The organism is Phyllobacterium sp. RCAM01083, assembly GCF_055685835.1.
In genome coordinates this window covers 316,517-335,423 of record NZ_JBVFZN010000005.1, presented here as the reverse complement: position 1 = coordinate 335,423, position 18,907 = coordinate 316,517, and the positions used below count along the sequence as shown (strand labels likewise).

Below are 18,907 nucleotides of genomic sequence, written 5' to 3'. Positions count from 1 at the left end.
GGATCACACATGTACCGGTGTGAGGCTCAAGGAATCTGGTGAGAAGACCGCGATGGACAATCGGCTGCCACAAAGCTGGCACAACCTCCGGTCACAAACATTTGACGTGTTTCCAAGGAAGGAAACGCAAGACAGGGATGACAATGAAACGTACAGCGCTCTTTTTTGCTTCGACAGCAATCCTGTTCTCCTCGCCCTCGGCGATGGCGGAGCAATCGCCTCTCCCTCGCCCCTACATCTCCTCCAACACCAATGAAGCACCGCTGCTGATGGCCCAGGCCGCAGCGGATCCGGCTGCAGAGCTGGCGAAGAAGCAGCAGGAAGAAGCGCAAAAGGCAGCGGAGCACGAAGCCGCCGCCCGCGCCGAAGAGGCAAAGCAACGCGCTGAAAAAGAGGCTGCCGCCGCCGCCCACGCCCAGCAGCAGGCGGAGGAACAGGCCAAGAAGCGCGCCGATGAGGCTGCGCACGCCGCCGAAGCGCAGGCAGCCGAACGCGCCCAGGAGGCCAAGCGTGCCGCCCAGGAAGAAGCGCAGAAGGCGGCCGAGCAGCAGAAGGCCGTAGAAGCCCAGGCCAAGCAGAAAGCGGCTGAGGAAGCACAGGCTGCCAAGGCCGCCGAAAAGGCCGCCGCCCAGGAAGCCGAACAGGCCAAGCGCGCCACCCAGGCCGAGGCACAGAAAGCCGCCGAACAGCAGAAAGCCGTGGAAGCGGAGGCCAAGCAAAAGGCCGCTGCGGACGCGCAGGCTGCCAAGGCTGCTGCTGCGCAAGAAGCTGAACAGGCCAAGAAGGCTGCAGAAGACGAGACGCGCAAGAAGGCCGACGCCGCCCAGAAGGCAGCCGACAAGGCCGCCAAGGAAGCCCCGGCCGCCGAACAGCCTGCCGAAAAACCGGCACAGCCCAAGCCGCAGAAGCCGGCTGCCGAACAGCCTGCCACGGCAAAACCTGCCGCTGAAAAACCCGCGCCGGTCACCGAACCCGCAGCGGGCGAAAAACCGGCCAAACCCGTCGAAGCCCAGAAGCCGGCTGCCGAACAGCCTGCCACGGCAAAACCTGCCGTTGAAAAACCCGCGCCGGTCACCGAACCCGCAGCAGGCGAAAAGCCGGCCAAACCCGTCGAAGCCCAGAAGCCGGCTGTCGAACAGCCTGCCACGGCAAAACCTGCCGTTGAAAAACCCGCGCCGGTCACCGAACCCGCAGCAGGCGAAAAGCCGGCCAAACCTGTCGAAGCCCAGAAGCCGGCTGCCGAACAGCCTGCCACGGCAAAACCCGCCGCTGAAAAACCCGCGCCGGTCACCGACCCCGCAGCAGGCGAAAAGCCCGCAACCCCTGTCGAGGCTGGAAAACCCGCACCGAAGGAACCATCGCCGCTGCCGGAAAATGCCGCGCCGGTGCTTGACAGCCAGAAACCCGCGCCGCCGGCCAAGGGCACGGGCGGCCAGGCCGCCGGCAAGCCGGCCGGAGCAACGCCGGTTGTCCAGCAGCCCGCCGTTCAGGCCCCGGCCACGCCGCCCGCACCGCCGCCGAAGAACGATGCGGACGTGCAGAAGGCGCTTGTCCCGGTCAGGATCGAGCCCATCCGCACCGAGGAAGGCACCCGCATCAAGCAGGCGCCGCGCGAGGAGCGCCCGGCCGACGTGCAGGTGATCAAGCAGATCGACAACCGCACGATCGTCGAAGTCAACAACAACATCTTCGTGGAAAGCTCCGACCGTCCGCGCATGTCGCGCGATGCGCAGGATGTCTATTACGAGAACCTGCCGCGCAACCGCACCCGTGAAACCATCGTGCGCGACAATGGCGTCCAGGTCGTCACGATCCGCAACCGATATGGCGATGTGATCCAGCGGTCGCGCGTCATGCCCGACGGGCGTGAGGTTCTCCTGAGCTACACGCCGGATTACGATCGCGAGGAACGCTATCAGTGGCGCGATCCCGGCCTTGACCTGCCGCCGCTGGTGCTCGATATCCCGATTGCCGACTACATCCTCGATGCCGATCAGGTGCCGGAAGCCGATGTCTATGACTTCTTCTCCCGCCCGCCGGTGGAACGCGTCGAACGCATCTATTCGGTCGATGAGGTCAAGCGCTCGGCCCGTATCCGCGACAAGGTCCGCCGCATCGATCTGGACACCATCACCTTCAAGTTCGGTTCGGCTGATATCACCGAAGACCAGATCCCGCATCTCGACAGCGTTGCCAAGGCGATGGCCGAGATCCTGAAGAAGAACCCGGCGGAAACCTTCCTCATCGAAGGCCATACGGACGCCGTCGGTTCCGATCAGGCCAACCTCGTGCTGTCGGACAAGCGGGCGGAATCGGTTGCCCAGGCGCTGACCAATGTCTTCGGCATCCCGCCGGAAAACATGGCGACGCAGGGCTACGGCGAACGCTACCTGAAGATCAAGACCGACGGTCCCGAACAGCAGAACCGCCGCGTCGCCATCCGCCGCATCACCCCGCTGGTGCAGCCGCTGGCCAGCAAATAGCCTGATCCGCAGGCTGTCATGCGAAAACCCGGACTTCGGTCCGGGTTTTTTGTGACGGCCGGTGGTTTTGGCTTGAGTTCGCCGTCCGCATCGCTATCTGATGCATGAGATCAATCGGACCCTGCTGTTTATGAAACGTATCGAAATATTCATCGAAAACATCATCCTGGCGTCGCGCTGGCTGCTTGTTGTTTTCTACCTTGGGCTTGCCGTTGCGCTTGCCATCTATGCCTTTTCCTTTGCCGGAAAGCTGCTGGATTTCGTCATGAAGGTGACGAGCCTCGACGAAACCGAAACGATCCTGAAAATGCTGGGATTGATCGATGCGGCGCTGGTCGCCAGCCTCGTGGTGATGGTCATCATCTCCGGCTATGAAAACTTCGTCAGCCGCTTTGACCAGGCCGACGACGTGCACTGGCTCGGCACGATCGATGCCGGTTCGCTCAAGATCAAGGTGGCATCGACCATCGTCGCCATCTCGTCGATCCATCTTCTGCAGGTGTTCCTCAACCTGACGAAATACACGACGGAACAGCTGACGTGGTTCACGGTGATCCACCTCGCCTTCGTCTTCTCCGCGCTGTTCCTTGCCTATATCGACAAGATCATGGCCAAGGACAAAGGCGCGAAGAAATCGAACGAGCCGTCGATCTGAACCGAATGAAACAAAGAGCCCGGATTTTCCGGGCTTTTTCTTGTCTGCCCGCATAAAATCACAGGCTCGATCATATTGAAAAGGCCACCAAGTCACGCGCGATGGACGGCGCAGCACGTGATGCGCAATGAGTGCACGCCCCCCCAAGAAGGAGGGTAACAGTGGTGGCTCCTGCACCGCTTTTTGCCTGAGTTTCAAATAGTTGCATCGACATAGTGCGTGGTTCGACAAGCTCACCATGAGGGAGACGGAGGATTGCAGGGAGCCGTATTCTGCGAGACTGTTCAGACTGCAATGTTTCCCTTTAGCCTTGCAGCACCACTCTCCCTCATGGTGAGCTTGTCGAACCACGCACTATGTCGATGCAGCTGTTGGCTGATTGTACCACTCACCCGATCAAGCAAAACGGGATGGGTTTTCACCCATCCCGTCTGCATTTCCAACGTATTGTCTGCGGTTTAGCTGTCGAGGAAGCTGCGCAGCTTGCGCGAGCGGCTCGGATGCTTGAGTTTGCGTAGCGCCTTGGCTTCGATCTGGCGGATACGCTCGCGCGTCACCGAGAACTGCTGGCCGACTTCTTCCAGCGTGTGGTCGGTGTTCATGCCGATGCCGAAGCGCATGCGCAGGACGCGTTCCTCGCGCGGGGTCAGCGAAGCGAGAACGCGGGTCGTCGTGTCGCGCAGATTGGCCTGGATGGCCGCATCGATCGGCAGCAGCGCGTTCTTGTCCTCGATGAAATCGCCGAGGTGCGAATCCTCTTCGTCACCGACCGGGGTTTCCAGCGAAATCGGTTCCTTGGCGATCTTCAGCACCTTGCGCACTTTTTCCAGCGGCATGGCCAGCTTTTCCGCCAGTTCTTCCGGCGTCGGTTCACGGCCGATTTCATGCAGCATCTGGCGCGATGTCCGGACGATCTTGTTGATCGTCTCGATCATGTGCACTGGAATACGGATGGTGCGCGCCTGATCGGCGATCGAACGGGTGATCGCCTGACGGATCCACCATGTCGCGTAGGTCGAGAACTTGTAGCCGCGGCGGTACTCGAACTTGTCGACCGCCTTCATCAGGCCGATATTGCCTTCCTGAATGAGATCGAGGAACTGCAGACCGCGGTTCGTGTACTTCTTGGCGATGGAAATCACGAGACGCAGGTTTGCCTCGACCATTTCCTTCTTGGCGAGAGCTGCTTCGCGCTCGCCCTTCTGCACCTGGTTGACGATGCGGCGGAATTCCGAAATCGAGATCGCAGTTTCCTGCGCCATGTTCTGGATTTCCGTGCGCAGGTTCTTGATCGTGTCTTTTTCGTTCTTGGTGAACTCTTTCCAGCCGCGCGTGGTGAGGTTGGAAACGGCCTTCAGCCAGTTCGGGTCAAGCTCGTTGCCCTGATATTCCTTGAGGAAGTCCTCGCGGCGCACGCCATAGGATTCGGCAAGACGCAGCAGACGGCCTTCGTTCTGCACCAGACGCTTGTTGATGTCGTAGAGCTGGGCAACCAGCGCTTCGATACGGTTCTGGTTCAGCGACAGCGACTTCACCGCCTTGATCAGCTGATCCTTCAGTTCCTTGTAGCGGCGTTCCTGGCTTGGCGACAGCGAACCGGAGGCAGCGAGGCGGTTTTCCACCTGCTGGTCCTGCAGCTTGCGCAGCTTCTTGTAGGTGTCGGCGATAACGTCGAGCGTTTCCATGACCTGCGGACGCAGCTCGGCTTCCATCGCGGCGAGCGACAGATTGGCTTCATCATCCTCGTCATCATCGTCTTCAACGGGCGTATCGCCGCCGACATTGGTGATGTCGTCGTCGTCGCGGCGGCTGCGCGAACGGTCATTGCCGGCGGCCGGCTTTTCTTCCTCGACGCGCTCGATCACCGGAGCCTGCTTGGCCTCGGGGCCGGCATAGGTGGTTTCAAGGTCGATGATTTCGCGCAGCAGAATCTGCGAGTCGTTCAAGGCATCGCGCCAGATGATGATCGCCTGGAAGGTCAGCGGGCTTTCGCACAGCCCGGAAATCATCGTCTCGCGCCCGGCCTCGATCCGCTTGGCGATGGCGATTTCGCCTTCGCGCGACAGAAGCTCGACAGTGCCCATCTCGCGCAGATACATGCGCACGGGGTCGTCGGTGCGGTCGGTCGGCTCTTTCTTGGTCGTGGTCGGTGCAACGGCGGTGCCGGTTGCGTCGGCAAGCTCGCGGGCATCGCTCTCGTCGTCGCTGTTGTCAGCTTCTTCGGCGTCCGCATCCTGCTCGTCGTCTTCGACAACGTTGATACCCATGTCACTGAGCATGGCCATCGTGTCTTCGATCTGTTCGGAAGTGACCTCTTCGGACGGCAGAACGGCATTGAGCTCGTCCATCGTCACATAGCCGCGCTTTTTGGCGAGCTTGATCATCTTCTTGACAGCGTCATCGGAAAGGTCGAGAAGCGGTCCGTCCGGCGCGCCTTCGCGCTCGACTTCTACTTCTTCGTTTTCCTTTGCTTTCGTTGCCATATTCTATGTCTCCAAGCGACGTTTCGCTTTGTTCATGCATGGGAACTAACGAGTGCGGTGGCGCACCGGTTTCCCTGCAGCGTCAAGGTAATAAATGATCGACTAGCCGAAATCCCGTTAATGCCGGATTAACCTTGTTATTCCGATGGCGAGCACATTGTATATTTGCCGTATTTGCCGGTTTTTCAGCCAAACCTACAAACATCAACCCAATATTTTCAATTCCGCGCAATCTGATTCCGTCATTATTGACCCACGTCAACCCCGACTCAACTGATTCGCGGCAAAAAAGCGAATCAATTTCGTCAAAAACCCTTTCCGGACCGTCCGGAGGGGATTCCAAAGCCCTCGATCAGTGCTTCCGTCGCCTGGGCGTTGCGGATGTCGTTCTGAATATCGAGCAGCCGGTTGAGGTTTTCGTCGGTCGTTTCCGTCGCCAACGCGGTTTCAGCTACTTTCAGCTCTTTATGTAGTGTGCTTGCGCGCTGATGCAAGTGAACGGCCTGCCGCAATGCTTCGAGCGCATCCTCTTCCGCCGCTTCCGCCGTCGCCGTCCACATGCGGGCGCGCCGCACGAGGGCCTCGAGCGCCTCGATCAGCGTGCCGTGTCCGGCCTCGGCCATGGCCTTGCGCATTTCCAGCCCGTCCACCACGTGGTGCTCGGCCAGGGCATTGAGCATGGCGGAATGAAAGCGCTTCAGGTCCGGGTGGCTGAACTCCAGCCGCACCACCGTTTCGAAATCCTCTTCGATCAGCCGGGGATGGTTGAACAGGGTCATCAGGATGGCCGTCTCGCGCAGGGGCGGCGCCGCCGACGTGGTCTTGACCAGCACCGAGCGGGCAAGACTGTCGGAAACGGCGAGCCGCCCCGAGGCCGCACCCCTGCCCCGCTGGCCGTAGCCGTTCTGGTTGCCATAGCCATTCTGGCCATTGCCGCGCTGGTCGCCGTCGCGCCGGTTGTTGTTGCTGCGCTGGTTCGAGCCGAAGAACTGCTGGATGCGGTCGCGCACATCCTGCGCATAATGGCGGCGCACATTCTCGTCGGCGATCAGCGCCGTCATCTGCTTGAGCCGGGATTCCAGTTCGGCGCGCCGCTCCGGCGTGTCGAAAACCCCGCCGCTGGTCTCGCGCGTCCACAGCATGTCGGCGAGCGGCCGGGCATCGTCCAGCACCGCCTGAAACGCCTGCGGGCCGGAGGCCTTGACCAGGTCGTCCGGGTCCTTGCCTTCCGGCAGCACGGCAAAGCGCAGCGACCGCCCCGGCTTCAGCGCCGGCATGGCGAGATCGATGGCGCGGTAGGCCGCCTTGATCCCAGCCTGATCGCCGTCGAAACACAGCACCGGTTCGGGCGACATGCGCCAGAGCAGATCGAGCTGGTCTTCCGTCAGCGCCGTGCCGAGCGGCGCGACCGCCTGGCCAAAGCCCGCCTGCGCCAGCGCAATCACATCCATATAGCCTTCGACCGCGATCACGGCCTTGGCGGCCTGCCCCGCCTGCGGCTGCGCGGCCCGCCGGGCGCGCAGGGCGTTGAACAGCACCTTGCCCTTGTGAAACAGCTCGGTTTCGTTGGAATTGAGGTATTTGGCCGGGGCATTGGGCGTCAGCGCCCGGCCGCCGAAAGCGATGACCCGCCCGCGCAGATCCTCGATCGGGAACATGATGCGGTCGCGGAAGCGGTCATAGGACACCGGCTTGTCGTCGCCATAGACCACGAGGCCGCAGGCCTCGATCTGTTCGCGTGTCGCGCCTTTCAGCGCCAGATGCTCCTTCAGCGCATTGCGGCTCTCCGGCGAATAACCCAGCCGGTAGGCATGCTGGGTGGTTGCCGACAGGCCGCGATCGCGCAGATAAGCCCGCGCCTTGGCGCCCGCGGCCGACTGCAGCTGCTCTTCGAAGAATTTCGTCGCCATGTCCATGACGTCATAAAGCGTGGCGCGCTTGGCCTCGCGCATTTCCATCTCGGCATCGCGCGCCGGCATGGGAATACCGGCCATATCTGCCACGCGCTGCACCGCCTCGGGAAAGCTCAGGCCCTCGAGTTCGGTGAGAAACTTGAAATGGTCGCCCGTCACCCCGCAGCCGAAGCAGTGGTAGCGGCCCTTGCGGTCCTCGCAATGGAAACTCGGCGATTTCTCGCCGTGGAACGGGCAGCACGCCCAGAAATCACCCTTCGGCGCGTTGGTTTTTTTCCGGTCGAACGACACCCGCGTGCCGATCACACTGGAAATCGGTACACGCTCCCTGATCTCATCGAGAAAGGATGGCGGAAATCGCATGCTGCTCTTCGTTCACTTCATCCGGCGATTCGGGGGCTCACGCCCTGAATGCCTCCATTTTCCACGGTTTCAACAGCTGTCTGCAGAACCGGTTCCATATTGCATCATATCGGGGGGCGGTGAAAGGTCTGCAAGCCGGTCATCCCCCGCTCATCCTATCTTTTTGATTTAATTATCAGATCGCATATTGAAAAGCCGGCTCATCATTACCGGCACGGCCAAAGACTGTCATAAAACTGTTACACTTTGTCAAAAACGACATAATTTTTCTTAGCCGGAACATATTTTTTCCCCTTTTGGATTGATATGTTATCTTAATAATTGGCAACTAGAATTGGTCTGGTTGTATACCGCATTTTTCCACCTCGTTAGGATTGGCTCAAGTGAACGGTTCGACAGTTTTATTGCATCTCGCAGGTGCGGTGGCCCTTCTCTTGTGGGCCACGCGCATGGTTCGCACCGGTGTCGAGCGCGCCTATGGCGAGCGCATGCGCCAGAGCCTGCGCGGCGTGCTGCACAATCCCGTCCTTGCCGTCCTCTGGGGTACGATGCTGTCCATCGCCCTGCAGAGCTCGACGGCCGTCAGCCTGCTCGTCGGCTCCTTCGTCGGTTCCGGCATTGTCAGCGGCATTTCCGGGCTGATGGCGGTGCGCGGCGCCGAGGTCGGTTCGGCGCTCGTCGTGCTGATCCTGAGCTTCGACCTGACCCTGCTGGTGCCTCTGTGCCTGCTCGCCGGCACCGTCATCTTCATGTCGACCGAGCGTGGCGACTGGCGCCAGATCGGCCGCATTCTCGTCGGCATCGGCCTTCTCGTGCTGTCGCTCGAGATGACCGGCCAGGCCACCGAGCCGCTGCGCAACAGCGACCTCCTGCCCGTCATCGTCAGCTATCTGAGCACCGACCCGGTCACCGCCTTCATGCTGGCGGCGCTGATGACCTGGCTGTTCCATTCCAGCATCGCGGCCATCCTGCTGCTCGTCACCTTTGCCTCGCGCGGGCTGATCGATCCGGAACTCGGCGTCGTCATGGTGTTCGGCGTCAATCTCGGCTCGTCCTTCATCGCGCCGCTACTGACCCGCAATGCCGCGCCGCAGGCGCGGATCGTGCCGATGGGCAACCTGTTGATGCGCGGCGCCGGTTCCCTTGTCATCCTCATCGCCTACCTCACCTTCAAGCCGTCGGTGGCCTTCCTTGGTGCGGCCCCGGCCGACCAGATCATCCATGCGCATATCCTTTTCAACATCATCATCCTGCTTGCCGGCGTGCCGCTGTCGGGCCTTGTCCTGAAGGCCACCAAGGCCATCGTCGCGCTCAATGCCCCGGCGCCGCAGGCCCCGTCGCTGGAACAGGCGGAGCTCAGCGCGCTGGATGAAAGCGTGCTCGATGCACCGAGCCTTGCCCTTGCCAATGCCACCCGCGAGACCGTACGCGTCTGCGAAACCGTGGAAATCATGCTGCAGCGGATCATCGGGCTCTACGAGAATCCCGAGCAGGCGCGCATCGACGAATTGTCGGGCCTCGATGACAAGGTCGACCGCAAGCATGCCGCGATCAAGCTTTACCTGGCCAAGCTGACCACGCGCGCCCTGTCGCCGCAGGAAGTCAGCCGCGCCCAGGAACTGCTCGGCGCCTGCGTCAAGCTCGAACAGGTCGGCGACATCATCGTGCGCAACATGCTTGCGCTCGTGCAGAAGAAGATGGACCGCAAGCTGAAATTCACCGACGAGGGCTGGCTGGAACTCAGCAACTTCCACGCAAAGGTCCTGACCAATGCGCGCATGGCGTTCAACGTTCTGGTGTCGCGCGACAGCGAAATGGCGCACCAGCTGGTGCTGGAAAAGGATCTTCTGCGCGATCTGGAAAAGCAGAGCAGCCAGCGCCACTTCAGCCGCCTGCGCGAGGGGACGCTGCGCAGCCTGGAGACCAGCTCGATCCACCTCGATACCATCCGCGACCTCAAGCAGATCAACTCGCTGCTGGCCGCCATGGCCTATCCGGTGCTGGAGGAACAGGGCCTGCTCAACACCACCCGCCTGCGCGCGCTGAACAACTGATTTATTGGCGATAGGGCGCTGTTGGTTTGCAGAGATGACAGAAGCACGGTGCGTGGTTCGACAAGCTCACCATGAGGGAAGTGATTTGGTTGCAATGCCAATCACAAACGTTGCAGGATGTAACGCCTTGCAGCCCTCCACCTCCCTCATGGTGAGCTTGTCGAACCACGCACAATGGCTCTGCCATCCACCCATCAAACAAAAATCACGCCAACTTATCCACCACATCCCAACCCGAGATATTCTCATCCCTGTCCTTTCCGGCGGGAATGCTTCCGGAAACCTTCGAAAGTCGGGAAAGGACCGGCACTTCGTTCCGCAGGGAAAACCTGCGGGATGAGGAGGTTGCGCTGACGCTGTGCGCGTTTCCGATGAGGAAACAAGGCAGAACAGGCAAGACCTGAAATCGCCGGGGCGGGTGGTCCCAGGATCGCAAGCATCGCATACCACATACCCCAAGACCCGCGTTCCAGGGACCGCCCGTCTTTCCGCTTTTGCAATGGCCAGATGCGATCGCGGGCGTGGCAAGGCAATGCCGCGCCCGGCGCATCCCATCCGCTGCACGTGCCGTGTCAGCAGCTTACTGCAGGATTTCCTTGACGATGCCGCTGGCCTTGGTGAAGTCCATCTGGCCGGCGTATTTTTCCTTCAGCGCATTCATGCACTTGCCCATGTCGCGCAGGCCGCCCGCGCCGATTTCCTCGATGACCTGCGAGCAGGCCTGGCGGATATCCTCGTCGCCCAGCTGCTTGGGCAGGAAGCCCCGGATGATCTCGATCTCGCTGCGCTCCTGCTCGGCAAGTTCAAGCCGGTTGCCGTCCTCGTACAGCTTCGCGGATTCCTCGCGCTGCTTGATCATCTTGGCCAGAATCGCGCTGATCTCGTCGCCCGTGACCGGGTCCTTGCCCGATCCGCGATTGAGAATATCCCGATCCTGAATGGCGGCCATGATCAGGCGCAGCGTGGAAACGCGGCGCTTGTCCTGTGCCTTGATGGCGGTTGTCAGTGCCCCGGCGATGGTATCGCGCATGGCTTTACTCTCCTGTTGTCCGCGCAGCCTACCGGCGGGTCCGAACGAAATCAATCATCGCGGCGGACCGGTTCGGCACCGATTTCCACGAAGAGTTGTCGTGTCGCAATTGACCGGAAGCGCGGTTTTCTCTAAGGTCCGTGACCTAGCCAGACATTTTGGGTTGTTGCAGCGGTGGTAAGGTCAATCGACCACCGCGTTCAGCCATGTCATATGGAATACCGAACGGCATTTTTCAATGCCCAATGAAGAACGACGACGCAAGCCCACGCAGGAGTGCCGCATGACCGCCCCGATAACGACAGACGCAGGTGCAAAGACCGCAGCCTGGACAGAATTCAAGCCGACAGCGGTGCTGGTTCTGGCCGATGGAACGGTGATCGAGGGCAAGGGACTGGGTGCAACCGGCGCCTGCGAGGCGGAAGTCTGCTTCAACACCGCGCTGACCGGCTACGAGGAAATCCTCACCGATCCTTCCTATGCCGGCCAGATCGTCACCTTCACCTTCCCCCATATCGGCAATGTCGGCACCAACCGGGAAGACATTGAAGACCTGACCCCGGCCAACCGCGCCGGTGCAGTCGGCGCCATCTTCAAGGCTGACATCACGGCACCCTCGAGCTACCGCGCCGCCGAACATCTCGACGATTGGCTGAAGGCGCGCGGCGTGATCGCGCTTGCCGGCGTCGATACCCGTGCGCTCACCGCCCTCATCCGCGAAAAGGGCATGCCCAATGGCGTCATCGCCCACGATCCCGCCGGCAATTTCGACATTCCTGCCCTGACCAAACGCGCTGCCGCCTGGCACGGCCTGCTCGACCTCGATCTGGCCAAGGACGTCACGTCAGGCCAAAGCGCGGTCTGGACCGAGAAGCCATGGGTGTGGAACGAGGGTTTTGACGAGCAGACCGCACCGGAATTCCACGTTGTTGCCATCGATTACGGCATCAAGCGCAACATCCTGCGCCTCATCGCCGGCCTTGGCGCCAAGGTCACCATCGTTCCGGCCACTGCAACAGCGGACGACGTGCTTGCCCACAAGCCCGACGGCATTTTCCTGTCGAACGGCCCCGGCGATCCCGCTGCCACAGGCAAATATGCGGTTCCGGCCATCCAGGACCTGATCAAGACCGACATTCCCGTGTTCGGCATCTGCCTCGGTCACCAGATGCTGGCGCTGGCGCTCGGCGGCGACACCAAGAAGATGCACCAGGGCCACCATGGCGCCAACCATCCGGTGCGCGACGACACCACCGGCAAGGTCGAGATCGTTTCGATGAACCACGGCTTTGCCGTCGATGCGGATTCCCTGCCCGACGGTGTCGAAGAAACCCACGTCTCGCTGTTCGACGGCAGCAATTGCGGCCTGCGCGTCACTGGCAAGGCCATCTTCTCGGTGCAGCACCATCCGGAAGCCTCGCCCGGCCCGCAGGACTCGCACTACCTGTTCCGCCGCTTCGCCAACCTGATCCGCGCCCGTCAGGGTCTTGCGCCCCTGCCCGAGCGCGATCAGGCCGCCTAAGATAAATATTGCATCCCCATGGTGCGTGGTTCGACAAGCTCACCATGAGGGAGGTGGTTTGATTGCAGCCCACAAACTTCCCTCATGGTGAGCTTGTCGAACCACGCACAGCGGGAATGCAGCTTATAACTTAAGCAACATCCCGGCCGGTACTGGCTTTCAGAATGGCAAACCATTGCTGGCGCTCGAGCGTGATATCGAGCGCCGCCACCATTTTCGCCAGGCGCTCCTGCTTCAGGCTGCCGAGCACGGGAACCAGCCGCGCCGGATGGCGCAGCAGCCAGGCAATGGCAATCGCCGCGATATCATCGACACCGAGTTCAACGCCCACCGCCTGCAACGCGGCACGCACGCGCTGCTCCTGCTCGCCCGTGCCGGAAAACAGGCTGCCGCCGCCAAGCGGTGACCAGATCATCGGCGCGTAGCGCAGGCGCTGGGCGTGATCGAGGCTGCCATCGGTGAGCGGCACCGTTGAGGTGACCGACATTTCGATCTGGTTGGTCACAACAGGAAATGGCAGGCGTGACGCCAGCAGATCGATCTGCGGCGGCGTGAAATTCGACACGCCCACGGCGCGCACCTTTCCTGCCTTCACCACATCCTGCAATCCCGCCGCCGTGTCATCCGCATCCATCAGCGGATCGGGGCGGTGCAGCAGCAGCACGTCGATATAATCGGTCCTGAGGTTCTGCAGCGAACGGTCGACGGACGCCTTGATATGCGCCGCGCTGGTATCGTAGTGCTTCACCCGGTTTTCCGGGCGCTGGTCCGATGTCAGCATGATATCGCATTTGGTGATCAGCTCGATCGACTGGCGCTTGCCGCTCCAGCCGGCAAGGCCCGCACCGAAAGCCGCCTCGACACCATAATTGCCGTAGATATCGGCGTGGTCGAAACTGGTCAGGCCAAGCGCAATCGCCTCATCGATCAGGCGCGCCACCTCGGCCGCGGACGGCTTTGCGCCCTGATCGAGCAGCCGCCACGCGCCCAGCACCAGCCGGGACAGCGACAGACCTTCGGAATTGAGCGGGATACGGTTTTGGGCGGACATGGAAAACCTCGTTTCGGCGGGTGGACCCGTTGCATAGCGCAAAGGGACGGCCAGTCAAAGGTGCGCATGCGAATCTGCGATCCTCATTGACAACAATACACGGGGATTGTACCTATCGATACAGACTTTACCAATCAGTACAATCCATGGAGATGACCATGCCGGAACAACGCCCGCCACTTCCTCCCTTCACCCGCGAGACTGCGATCCAGAAGGTCAGGGCCGCCGAGGATGGCTGGAACAGCCGCAATCCCGAACGGGTGGCGCTCGCCTATAGCGTGGACAGCTACTGGCGCAACCGGGCCGAGTTCATCCAGGGCCGTGATGCCATCGCCGCATTTCTCACGCGCAAATGGAACCGCGAGCTCGATTATCGCCTGATCAAGGAGCTGTGGGCCTTCACCGGCAACCGCATCGCCGTGCGATTTGCCTATGAATACCATGATGATTCCGGCAACTGGTTCCGGGCCTATGGCAACGAAAACTGGGAGTTTGACGAGAATGGCCTGATGCGCACGCGCTTTGCCTGTATCAATGATCTGCCGATCGCGGAATCCGAGCGGAAGTTTTTCTGGGACCGCGCCGCCTCCCGCCCGGCTGACCATCCGGGCCTGTCGGAACTCGGCCTCTGAACATGGCCAAAACCATCGCCGAGCGCGCCGACATCGTACCCGTTCTCGCCGAGATCTTTCGCGAATATGGTTTTGAGGGGGCGAGCCTCGCAGTCATCGGCGACAAGACCGGCCTCGGCCGCGGCAGCCTTTACCACTTCTTTCCCGGCGGCAAGGAAGAGATGGCAACAGCGGTCCTGCACCATATCGATACGTGGTTTGAAGACCGGATCTATCACCCTCTGCGCGAGTCGGACGATCCGCCCGCAGCCATAAGTGCCATGTGCCGGGCCGTGTCGGATTATTTTCATTCGGGATGCCGCATCTGTGTCGTGGGTGCTTTTGCCCTCGACAATGTTCGGGATCGCTTTGCCGGCGCTATCCTCGACTACTTCGCAGAATGGCGGAATGCGCTTGCGATAGCCCTGCAGAAGACCGGCCACGCCCCTGATCAGGCAATCGACCTCGCGGAAGAAGCGGTGGCCAACATTCAGGGCGCACTGGTCCTGGCCCGCGCGCTGGATGATCCTGCCGTGTTCGAACGGGCCATGCAGCGGATCGAAAAACGCTTATTATGAGGCTTCGCCTGAGACCAGCGCCGCCTGTTCCAGCGGCTCATGCGCGGCAATAGCAGGTTTTTCCACCCGCAGGACAAAGACGGCGACGGCGATCACCACGAAGAGCCCGCCGAGCACATAGGGGGCGCCGCCGAAGGCCACCGATGCCGCCGGCGCGGTGAACATCGCAAAAATCTGGGTAAAAATCAGCGGCCCGATCACATTGGTGATGCTGAACAGACTGGTCATGGCGCCCTGCAGTTCGCCCTGCTCCGACGGCGGAACCTTGGCGGCGGCGATGCTGCGCATGGCTGGATCCGCCAGGCTTTCCAGGCAGGTCGCGACGATAACCGCATAGACCATCCAGCCCTGCCACGCCGCGGCATAGCCGAAGAAACCGAGCGCCGTGAAAACCAGCCCGATCACCGCCGTCCGCCACTCGCCGAAGCGGGCGACGACGCGCGGCAGGATGAAACCCATGACCAGCGCGCCGCCCATGCCGAACACGCCGAGCGACAGGCCGATGTCCCGCTGGTTCCAGTCATAGCGATAGGCGCTGACGAACGACCACACCGAGGGATAGGCCATGTGGCCAAGGGTGAGCATGAAGAAGACGAGACCGATCCACAGGATTCCCCGATGGCCGCGCATCTGTTTGAGAGCGCCGAGCGGATTGGCGCGCTTCCAGTCGAACGTCCGGCGATTCTTCGTTGCAAGCGTTTCCGGCAGGAAGAAATAGGCCACGAGAAAATTCAGGAAGGCGATCAGCGCCGCACCGAAGAACGGCACGCGCGGACCGAACTCGCCGAGCAAGCCGCCGATGATCGGACCGAGGATAAAGCCGACGCCGAAGGCAATGCCGAGAAGGCCGAAATTCTTGGCGCGGTTCTCGTCCGTGCTGACATCGGCGATATAGGCGGAGGCGGTGGAAAAGCTCGCGCCGCTGATGCCCGCCAGCACGCGGCCGATGAACAGCATGCCGAAACTCGTTGCGAGCGCGCAGATCAGATTGTCGATGGCAAAGGTGAACACCGAGGCAAGCAGCACCGGACGGCGGCCGAAACGGTCACTCAGATTGCCGATCAGCGGGGCAAAAACGAACTGCATCGCGGCATAGACGAACAGCAGCCAGCCGCCGTCTATCGCCGCGTGACTGACATCCGATCCCGTCAGCTGTTCGAGATAGGCCGGCATGACCGGCACGATGATCGCGATGCCGATGACATCCATAAGGAGCATGACAAAGACAAGAGTCAGCCCGCGCTTGGCAAGGACAGGATCAATCATCGAAACTCACTTTTGGCGTTCCGGAACGAAATTGATCCGGAAAATGCTCATAATCGATTTCCACGAGCGAAACAATACGTGAACATGATCAGAAAATCTGAGAAAATGCTTGCCGATTATGTTCAGGAATCAATATCTCCTGACATATGCTGCCACATCCCTACCTGGCATAACGGGTCGGCAGCGCGGTGGTTGCCTTCAGCGTCTCCATCGAAACCGAAGCGGATATATCGAAAAACTCGACCTTTTCCACCAGCGCCTTGTAGATGCCGTCATAGGCTTCGACGCGCGGGAGAACGAGCTTGAGGATATAGTCGAAGGTGCCGGTCATCCGGTGCACCTCGACGATTTCGGGGATATCGATGATCGCGGCGCGGAACTGCTCCAGCCAGTCGGCGGAATGGCGCGCGGTGCGGACAATGACGAACATCGTCGTCGGCAGCCCCATCACCGGCCGGTCGAGCAGAACGACGCGGCGGGCGATATAGCCCTCTTCCTCCAGACGCTGGATGCGGCGGGAACAGGCGGAGACGGACAGGCTGACCCGGTCGGCCAGATCCGACACGGCGATGGACGAATCTGCTTGCAGCAAATCCAGGATCTTACGGTCACGATGGTCGAGCATATCCATTCCCGCGCAATATTTCGGCGTTGCGGCCGGAATATACGCCAATCTTTTGCAGGGAGACAGGTTTAATCCGCAAACTTTGCGAACCGTTCGCGCGGCATCTGAATTATCATTCCCGCAATGACTTCAAAGGGAGAATGAGAATGCGCACGATTGGGCTGATTGGCGGTATGAGCTGGGAAAGCACTGCCGTCTATTACCGGCAGATCAACGAAGCCGTCCGCGCCCGGCTGGGCGGCCTTGCCTCCGCCAAGGTCGCCTTGCAGTCGCTGGATTTCTCCGAAGTCGTCGCCCTGCAAAAGAGCAACCGCTGGGACGATGCCGCGGCGCTGTTGTCGGATGCGGCCAGGCGGCTTGAAGCGGCCGGCGCCGACTGCGTTCTCATCTGCACCAACACCATGCATCTCGTTGCCAGCGAGGTTGCAGGTTCCGTCAGCATTCCGCTGATCGACATCCGGCAGGAAACCGGCCGGGTGCTTGCCGCCGCCGGCATGCAACGTCCGCTGCTGCTGGCGACGCGCTACACCATGGAACACGGGTTTTACGCAGACTATATGCGCAATGCATTCGGCATCGAGGTTATGGTTCCCAATGAAATCGACCGGGCAAAAGTCCACGCGGTGATCTTTGACGAACTCTGCTGCGGCATCGTGAAGGAAGAGTCCCGCCAGGCGCTGGAAAAGATCATCGTGCGCGGCAGGGAAGCCGGAGCCGACTGCGTCATTCTCGGCTGCACCGAAATCTGCCTCTCCCTCACCGACGACAATGTCGCCCTGCCGATGTTCGATTCGACCACGATCCATTCCGAGGCCGCCGTATCGCTGGCGCTGGGACGGGATTTCACGGATCAGCAGACCGCCGTTTAGCCTCTTGTGATTTCAGGCTTGCAGGTGCGTGGTTCGTGGTTCGACAAGCTCACCATGAGGGAAGTGGGTTAGCTGCATGCCAATCGCGAACGTCGCGGAATAAGGCTCCCTGCAACTCTCGACCTCCCTCATGGTGAGCTTGTCGAACCACGCACCACTCTCATCATGCAGCGCGCGTCTTATCAGATCGCGCCGCTAAACGTATCGCAGCTGTCGAGCTTGCCGCTGTCGAAGCCGCGCTTGAACCACGAACTGCGCTGGGCAGACGTGCCGTGGTTGAAGCTTTCGGGAACCACATAGCCCTGCATCTTGCGCTGCAAGGTGTCGTCGCCGATCTGCTTGGCGGCATTCAGCGCTTCCTCCAGGTCGCCCGCTTCCAGAATACCCTTCTGTTGGGTGAAATGACCCCAGATACCGGCAAAGCAATCCGCCTGCAGTTCGACCCGCACGGACATGGCATTGGCGTCGGCCTCGCTCATGTTCTGGCGCATCTGGTTGAACTTCGGCAGGACACCGATCAGGTTCTGCACGTGGTGGCCCACTTCATGGGCAAGCACATAGGCCTGGGCAAAGTCGCCCGACGCGCCGAACTTCTTGTCCAGCTCGTTGTAGAAGTTCAGATCGATATAGACCTTGCGGTCGCCCGGACAATAGAACGGTCCTGTCGCCGCGCTGGCGGAACCGCAGGCCGAACGGGTCTGTCCACTGAACAGCACCAGGGTGGGCGGCGGATACTGCTTGCCCTCCGCCTGGAAAATGCCGGTCCAGACATCCTCGGTCTCGGCCAGCACGGTCTTGACGAACTGCGTCATCTGGTCATTGGCCTGCGCCGTCGGGCGTGAGGCGGGCGACTGGCTCTGGCTTTGTCCCGGCGATGATTGATCCATCATGCCGCCATCCACCAGAATCTGCATCGGATCGATATTGGTGCAGAATTTCAGGAACAGGAAAATGGCCGCAAGGACAAGGATACCGGATATGCCGCCGCCGCGCACGGACTGTATGCCGCCGCCGCTGGGAAAGCGGAAGCCGCCGCCATTGCCCATGCCGCCGGGAGTGCCGCCATCGTCACCATCGGTGCGGCGGTCTTCAACATTGTCACTTTGCCTACCGCCTTGCCAGCGCATTACCCACCTCCAGATGAACCCTCGGCCATGCCGCTGATATGTTGCACATCAACAGTATAGCTCCTTATTTGTTCCATGCACGATGCTATTTTCAACTGGTGGCTGCAATGGATTCCCAATCAATTTTCATGACCGAATAATGCAGAGTCCGCCCGTTGTTTCGGAGCAGGATGAGCACAAAGCACCGCCGCATTCCTTTTCCATCCGAAACTGCGGCGAAAAAGCATGGATTTGCGCGTTTTTGGGGTTACGTAATCCGATCGCTTTGCCTATAAGG

At 60.8% G+C, this 18,907-nt stretch carries 14 protein-coding genes; 7 read left to right on the top strand and 7 right to left on the bottom strand.

Annotation, left to right across the window (positions count from 1 at the left end):
* The first annotated feature begins 143 nt into the window (after positions 1-143).
* Together ACZ25R_RS08320 and ACZ25R_RS08315 are read left to right on the top strand one after the other, a co-directional pair.
* Positions 144-2,483 carry an OmpA family protein gene (locus ACZ25R_RS08320; RefSeq protein ID WP_472460691.1) on the top strand — a complete coding sequence of 780 codons (2,340 nt, stop codon included), beginning with the start codon at positions 144-146 and terminating at the stop codon, positions 2,481-2,483.
* Positions 2,484-2,613: 130 nt separating this feature from the next.
* Positions 2,614-3,138: a TIGR00645 family protein gene (locus ACZ25R_RS08315; RefSeq protein WP_403177294.1), complete on the top strand. Its 525-nt coding sequence runs from the start codon at positions 2,614-2,616 to the stop codon at positions 3,136-3,138.
* A gap of 458 nt (positions 3,139-3,596) precedes the next feature.
* On the opposite strand, the gene rpoD is transcribed toward ACZ25R_RS08315, so the two are convergent.
* Together rpoD and dnaG are read right to left on the bottom strand one after the other, a co-directional pair.
* Complete coding sequence (gene rpoD / locus ACZ25R_RS08310) at positions 3,597-5,621, bottom strand: RNA polymerase sigma factor RpoD (RefSeq protein ID WP_105732097.1); 2,025 nt, start codon at positions 5,619-5,621, stop codon at positions 3,597-3,599.
* Between the two features lie 305 nt (positions 5,622-5,926).
* Positions 5,927-7,897, bottom strand: a complete 1,971-nt coding sequence (gene dnaG / locus ACZ25R_RS08305) for a DNA primase (RefSeq protein ID WP_346306725.1) — start codon at positions 7,895-7,897, stop codon at positions 5,927-5,929.
* Positions 7,898-8,280: 383 nt separating this feature from the next.
* Here dnaG and ACZ25R_RS08300 point away from each other — a divergent pair, with 383 nt between their 5' ends.
* Positions 8,281-9,951: a Na/Pi cotransporter family protein gene (locus ACZ25R_RS08300; protein WP_288193545.1), complete on the top strand. Its 1,671-nt coding sequence runs from the start codon at positions 8,281-8,283 to the stop codon at positions 9,949-9,951.
* A gap of 580 nt (positions 9,952-10,531) precedes the next feature.
* Here ACZ25R_RS08300 and ACZ25R_RS08295 read toward each other — a convergent pair.
* Positions 10,532-10,981 (bottom strand): GatB/YqeY domain-containing protein, encoded by a 450-nt coding sequence (locus ACZ25R_RS08295; RefSeq protein WP_223612634.1) that lies wholly within the window; start codon positions 10,979-10,981, stop codon positions 10,532-10,534.
* 283 nt (positions 10,982-11,264) lie between these two features.
* On the opposite strand from ACZ25R_RS08295, the gene carA reads away from it, so the two are divergent.
* Positions 11,265-12,503 (top strand): glutamine-hydrolyzing carbamoyl-phosphate synthase small subunit, encoded by a 1,239-nt coding sequence (gene carA, locus ACZ25R_RS08290; protein ID WP_472460690.1) that lies wholly within the window; start codon positions 11,265-11,267, stop codon positions 12,501-12,503.
* Between the two features lie 130 nt (positions 12,504-12,633).
* On the opposite strand, the gene ACZ25R_RS08285 is transcribed toward carA, so the two are convergent.
* A complete protein-coding gene (locus ACZ25R_RS08285) occupies positions 12,634-13,554 on the bottom strand; it encodes an aldo/keto reductase (RefSeq protein WP_472460689.1) in 921 nt (306 codons plus the stop codon).
* 158 nt (positions 13,555-13,712) lie between these two features.
* Here ACZ25R_RS08285 and ACZ25R_RS08280 point away from each other — a divergent pair, with 158 nt between their 5' ends.
* Together ACZ25R_RS08280 and ACZ25R_RS08275 are read left to right on the top strand one after the other, a co-directional pair.
* Complete coding sequence (locus ACZ25R_RS08280; RefSeq protein WP_472460688.1) at positions 13,713-14,186, top strand: nuclear transport factor 2 family protein; 474 nt, start codon at positions 13,713-13,715, stop codon at positions 14,184-14,186.
* Positions 14,187-14,188: 2 nt separating this feature from the next.
* Positions 14,189-14,743 (top strand): TetR/AcrR family transcriptional regulator, encoded by a 555-nt coding sequence (locus ACZ25R_RS08275; protein ID WP_472460687.1) that lies wholly within the window; start codon positions 14,189-14,191, stop codon positions 14,741-14,743.
* Here the strand turns inward: ACZ25R_RS08275 and ACZ25R_RS08270 are convergent.
* Positions 14,738-16,009, bottom strand: coding sequence for a TCR/Tet family MFS transporter (locus ACZ25R_RS08270; protein WP_472460686.1), 1,272 nt, complete (start codon positions 16,007-16,009; stop codon positions 14,738-14,740). The two genes, ACZ25R_RS08275 and ACZ25R_RS08270, sit on opposite strands and share 6 nt — an antisense overlap.
* Positions 16,010-16,169: 160 nt before the next feature.
* Positions 16,170-16,634, bottom strand: coding sequence for an Lrp/AsnC family transcriptional regulator (locus ACZ25R_RS08265; RefSeq protein WP_223612630.1), 465 nt, complete (start codon positions 16,632-16,634; stop codon positions 16,170-16,172).
* Between the two features lie 146 nt (positions 16,635-16,780).
* Between ACZ25R_RS08265 and ACZ25R_RS08260 the strand changes: the two genes are divergently transcribed.
* Positions 16,781-17,503: an aspartate/glutamate racemase family protein gene (locus tag ACZ25R_RS08260; RefSeq protein WP_472460685.1), complete on the top strand. Its 723-nt coding sequence runs from the start codon at positions 16,781-16,783 to the stop codon at positions 17,501-17,503.
* Between the two features lie 182 nt (positions 17,504-17,685).
* On the opposite strand, the gene ypfJ is transcribed toward ACZ25R_RS08260, so the two are convergent.
* Positions 17,686-18,630 carry a KPN_02809 family neutral zinc metallopeptidase gene (gene ypfJ, locus ACZ25R_RS08255; RefSeq protein ID WP_403183775.1) on the bottom strand — a complete coding sequence of 315 codons (945 nt, stop codon included), beginning with the start codon at positions 18,628-18,630 and terminating at the stop codon, positions 17,686-17,688.
* Between the last annotated feature and the right edge of the window lie 277 nt (positions 18,631-18,907).

Coding starts and splice junctions, on each gene's coding strand:
- ACZ25R_RS08270 (WP_472460686.1), bottom strand. CDS start 16,009: ATGATTGATCCTGTCCTTGCCAAGCGCGGGCTGACTCTTGTCTTTGTC.
- ypfJ (WP_403183775.1), bottom strand. CDS start 18,630: ATGCGCTGGCAAGGCGGTAGGCAAAGTGACAATGTTGAAGACCGCCGC.
- carA (WP_472460690.1), top strand. CDS start 11,265: ATGACCGCCCCGATAACGACAGACGCAGGTGCAAAGACCGCAGCCTGG.
- dnaG (WP_346306725.1), bottom strand. CDS start 7,897: ATGCGATTTCCGCCATCCTTTCTCGATGAGATCAGGGAGCGTGTACCG.
- ACZ25R_RS08265 (WP_223612630.1), bottom strand. CDS start 16,634: ATGCTCGACCATCGTGACCGTAAGATCCTGGATTTGCTGCAAGCAGAT.
- ACZ25R_RS08320 (WP_472460691.1), top strand. CDS start 144: ATGAAACGTACAGCGCTCTTTTTTGCTTCGACAGCAATCCTGTTCTCC.
- ACZ25R_RS08285 (WP_472460689.1), bottom strand. CDS start 13,554: ATGTCCGCCCAAAACCGTATCCCGCTCAATTCCGAAGGTCTGTCGCTG.
- rpoD (WP_105732097.1), bottom strand. CDS start 5,621: ATGGCAACGAAAGCAAAGGAAAACGAAGAAGTAGAAGTCGAGCGCGAA.
- ACZ25R_RS08295 (WP_223612634.1), bottom strand. CDS start 10,981: ATGCGCGATACCATCGCCGGGGCACTGACAACCGCCATCAAGGCACAG.
- ACZ25R_RS08260 (WP_472460685.1), top strand. CDS start 16,781: ATGCGCACGATTGGGCTGATTGGCGGTATGAGCTGGGAAAGCACTGCC.
- ACZ25R_RS08280 (WP_472460688.1), top strand. CDS start 13,713: ATGCCGGAACAACGCCCGCCACTTCCTCCCTTCACCCGCGAGACTGCG.
- ACZ25R_RS08315 (WP_403177294.1), top strand. CDS start 2,614: ATGAAACGTATCGAAATATTCATCGAAAACATCATCCTGGCGTCGCGC.
- ACZ25R_RS08275 (WP_472460687.1), top strand. CDS start 14,189: ATGGCCAAAACCATCGCCGAGCGCGCCGACATCGTACCCGTTCTCGCC.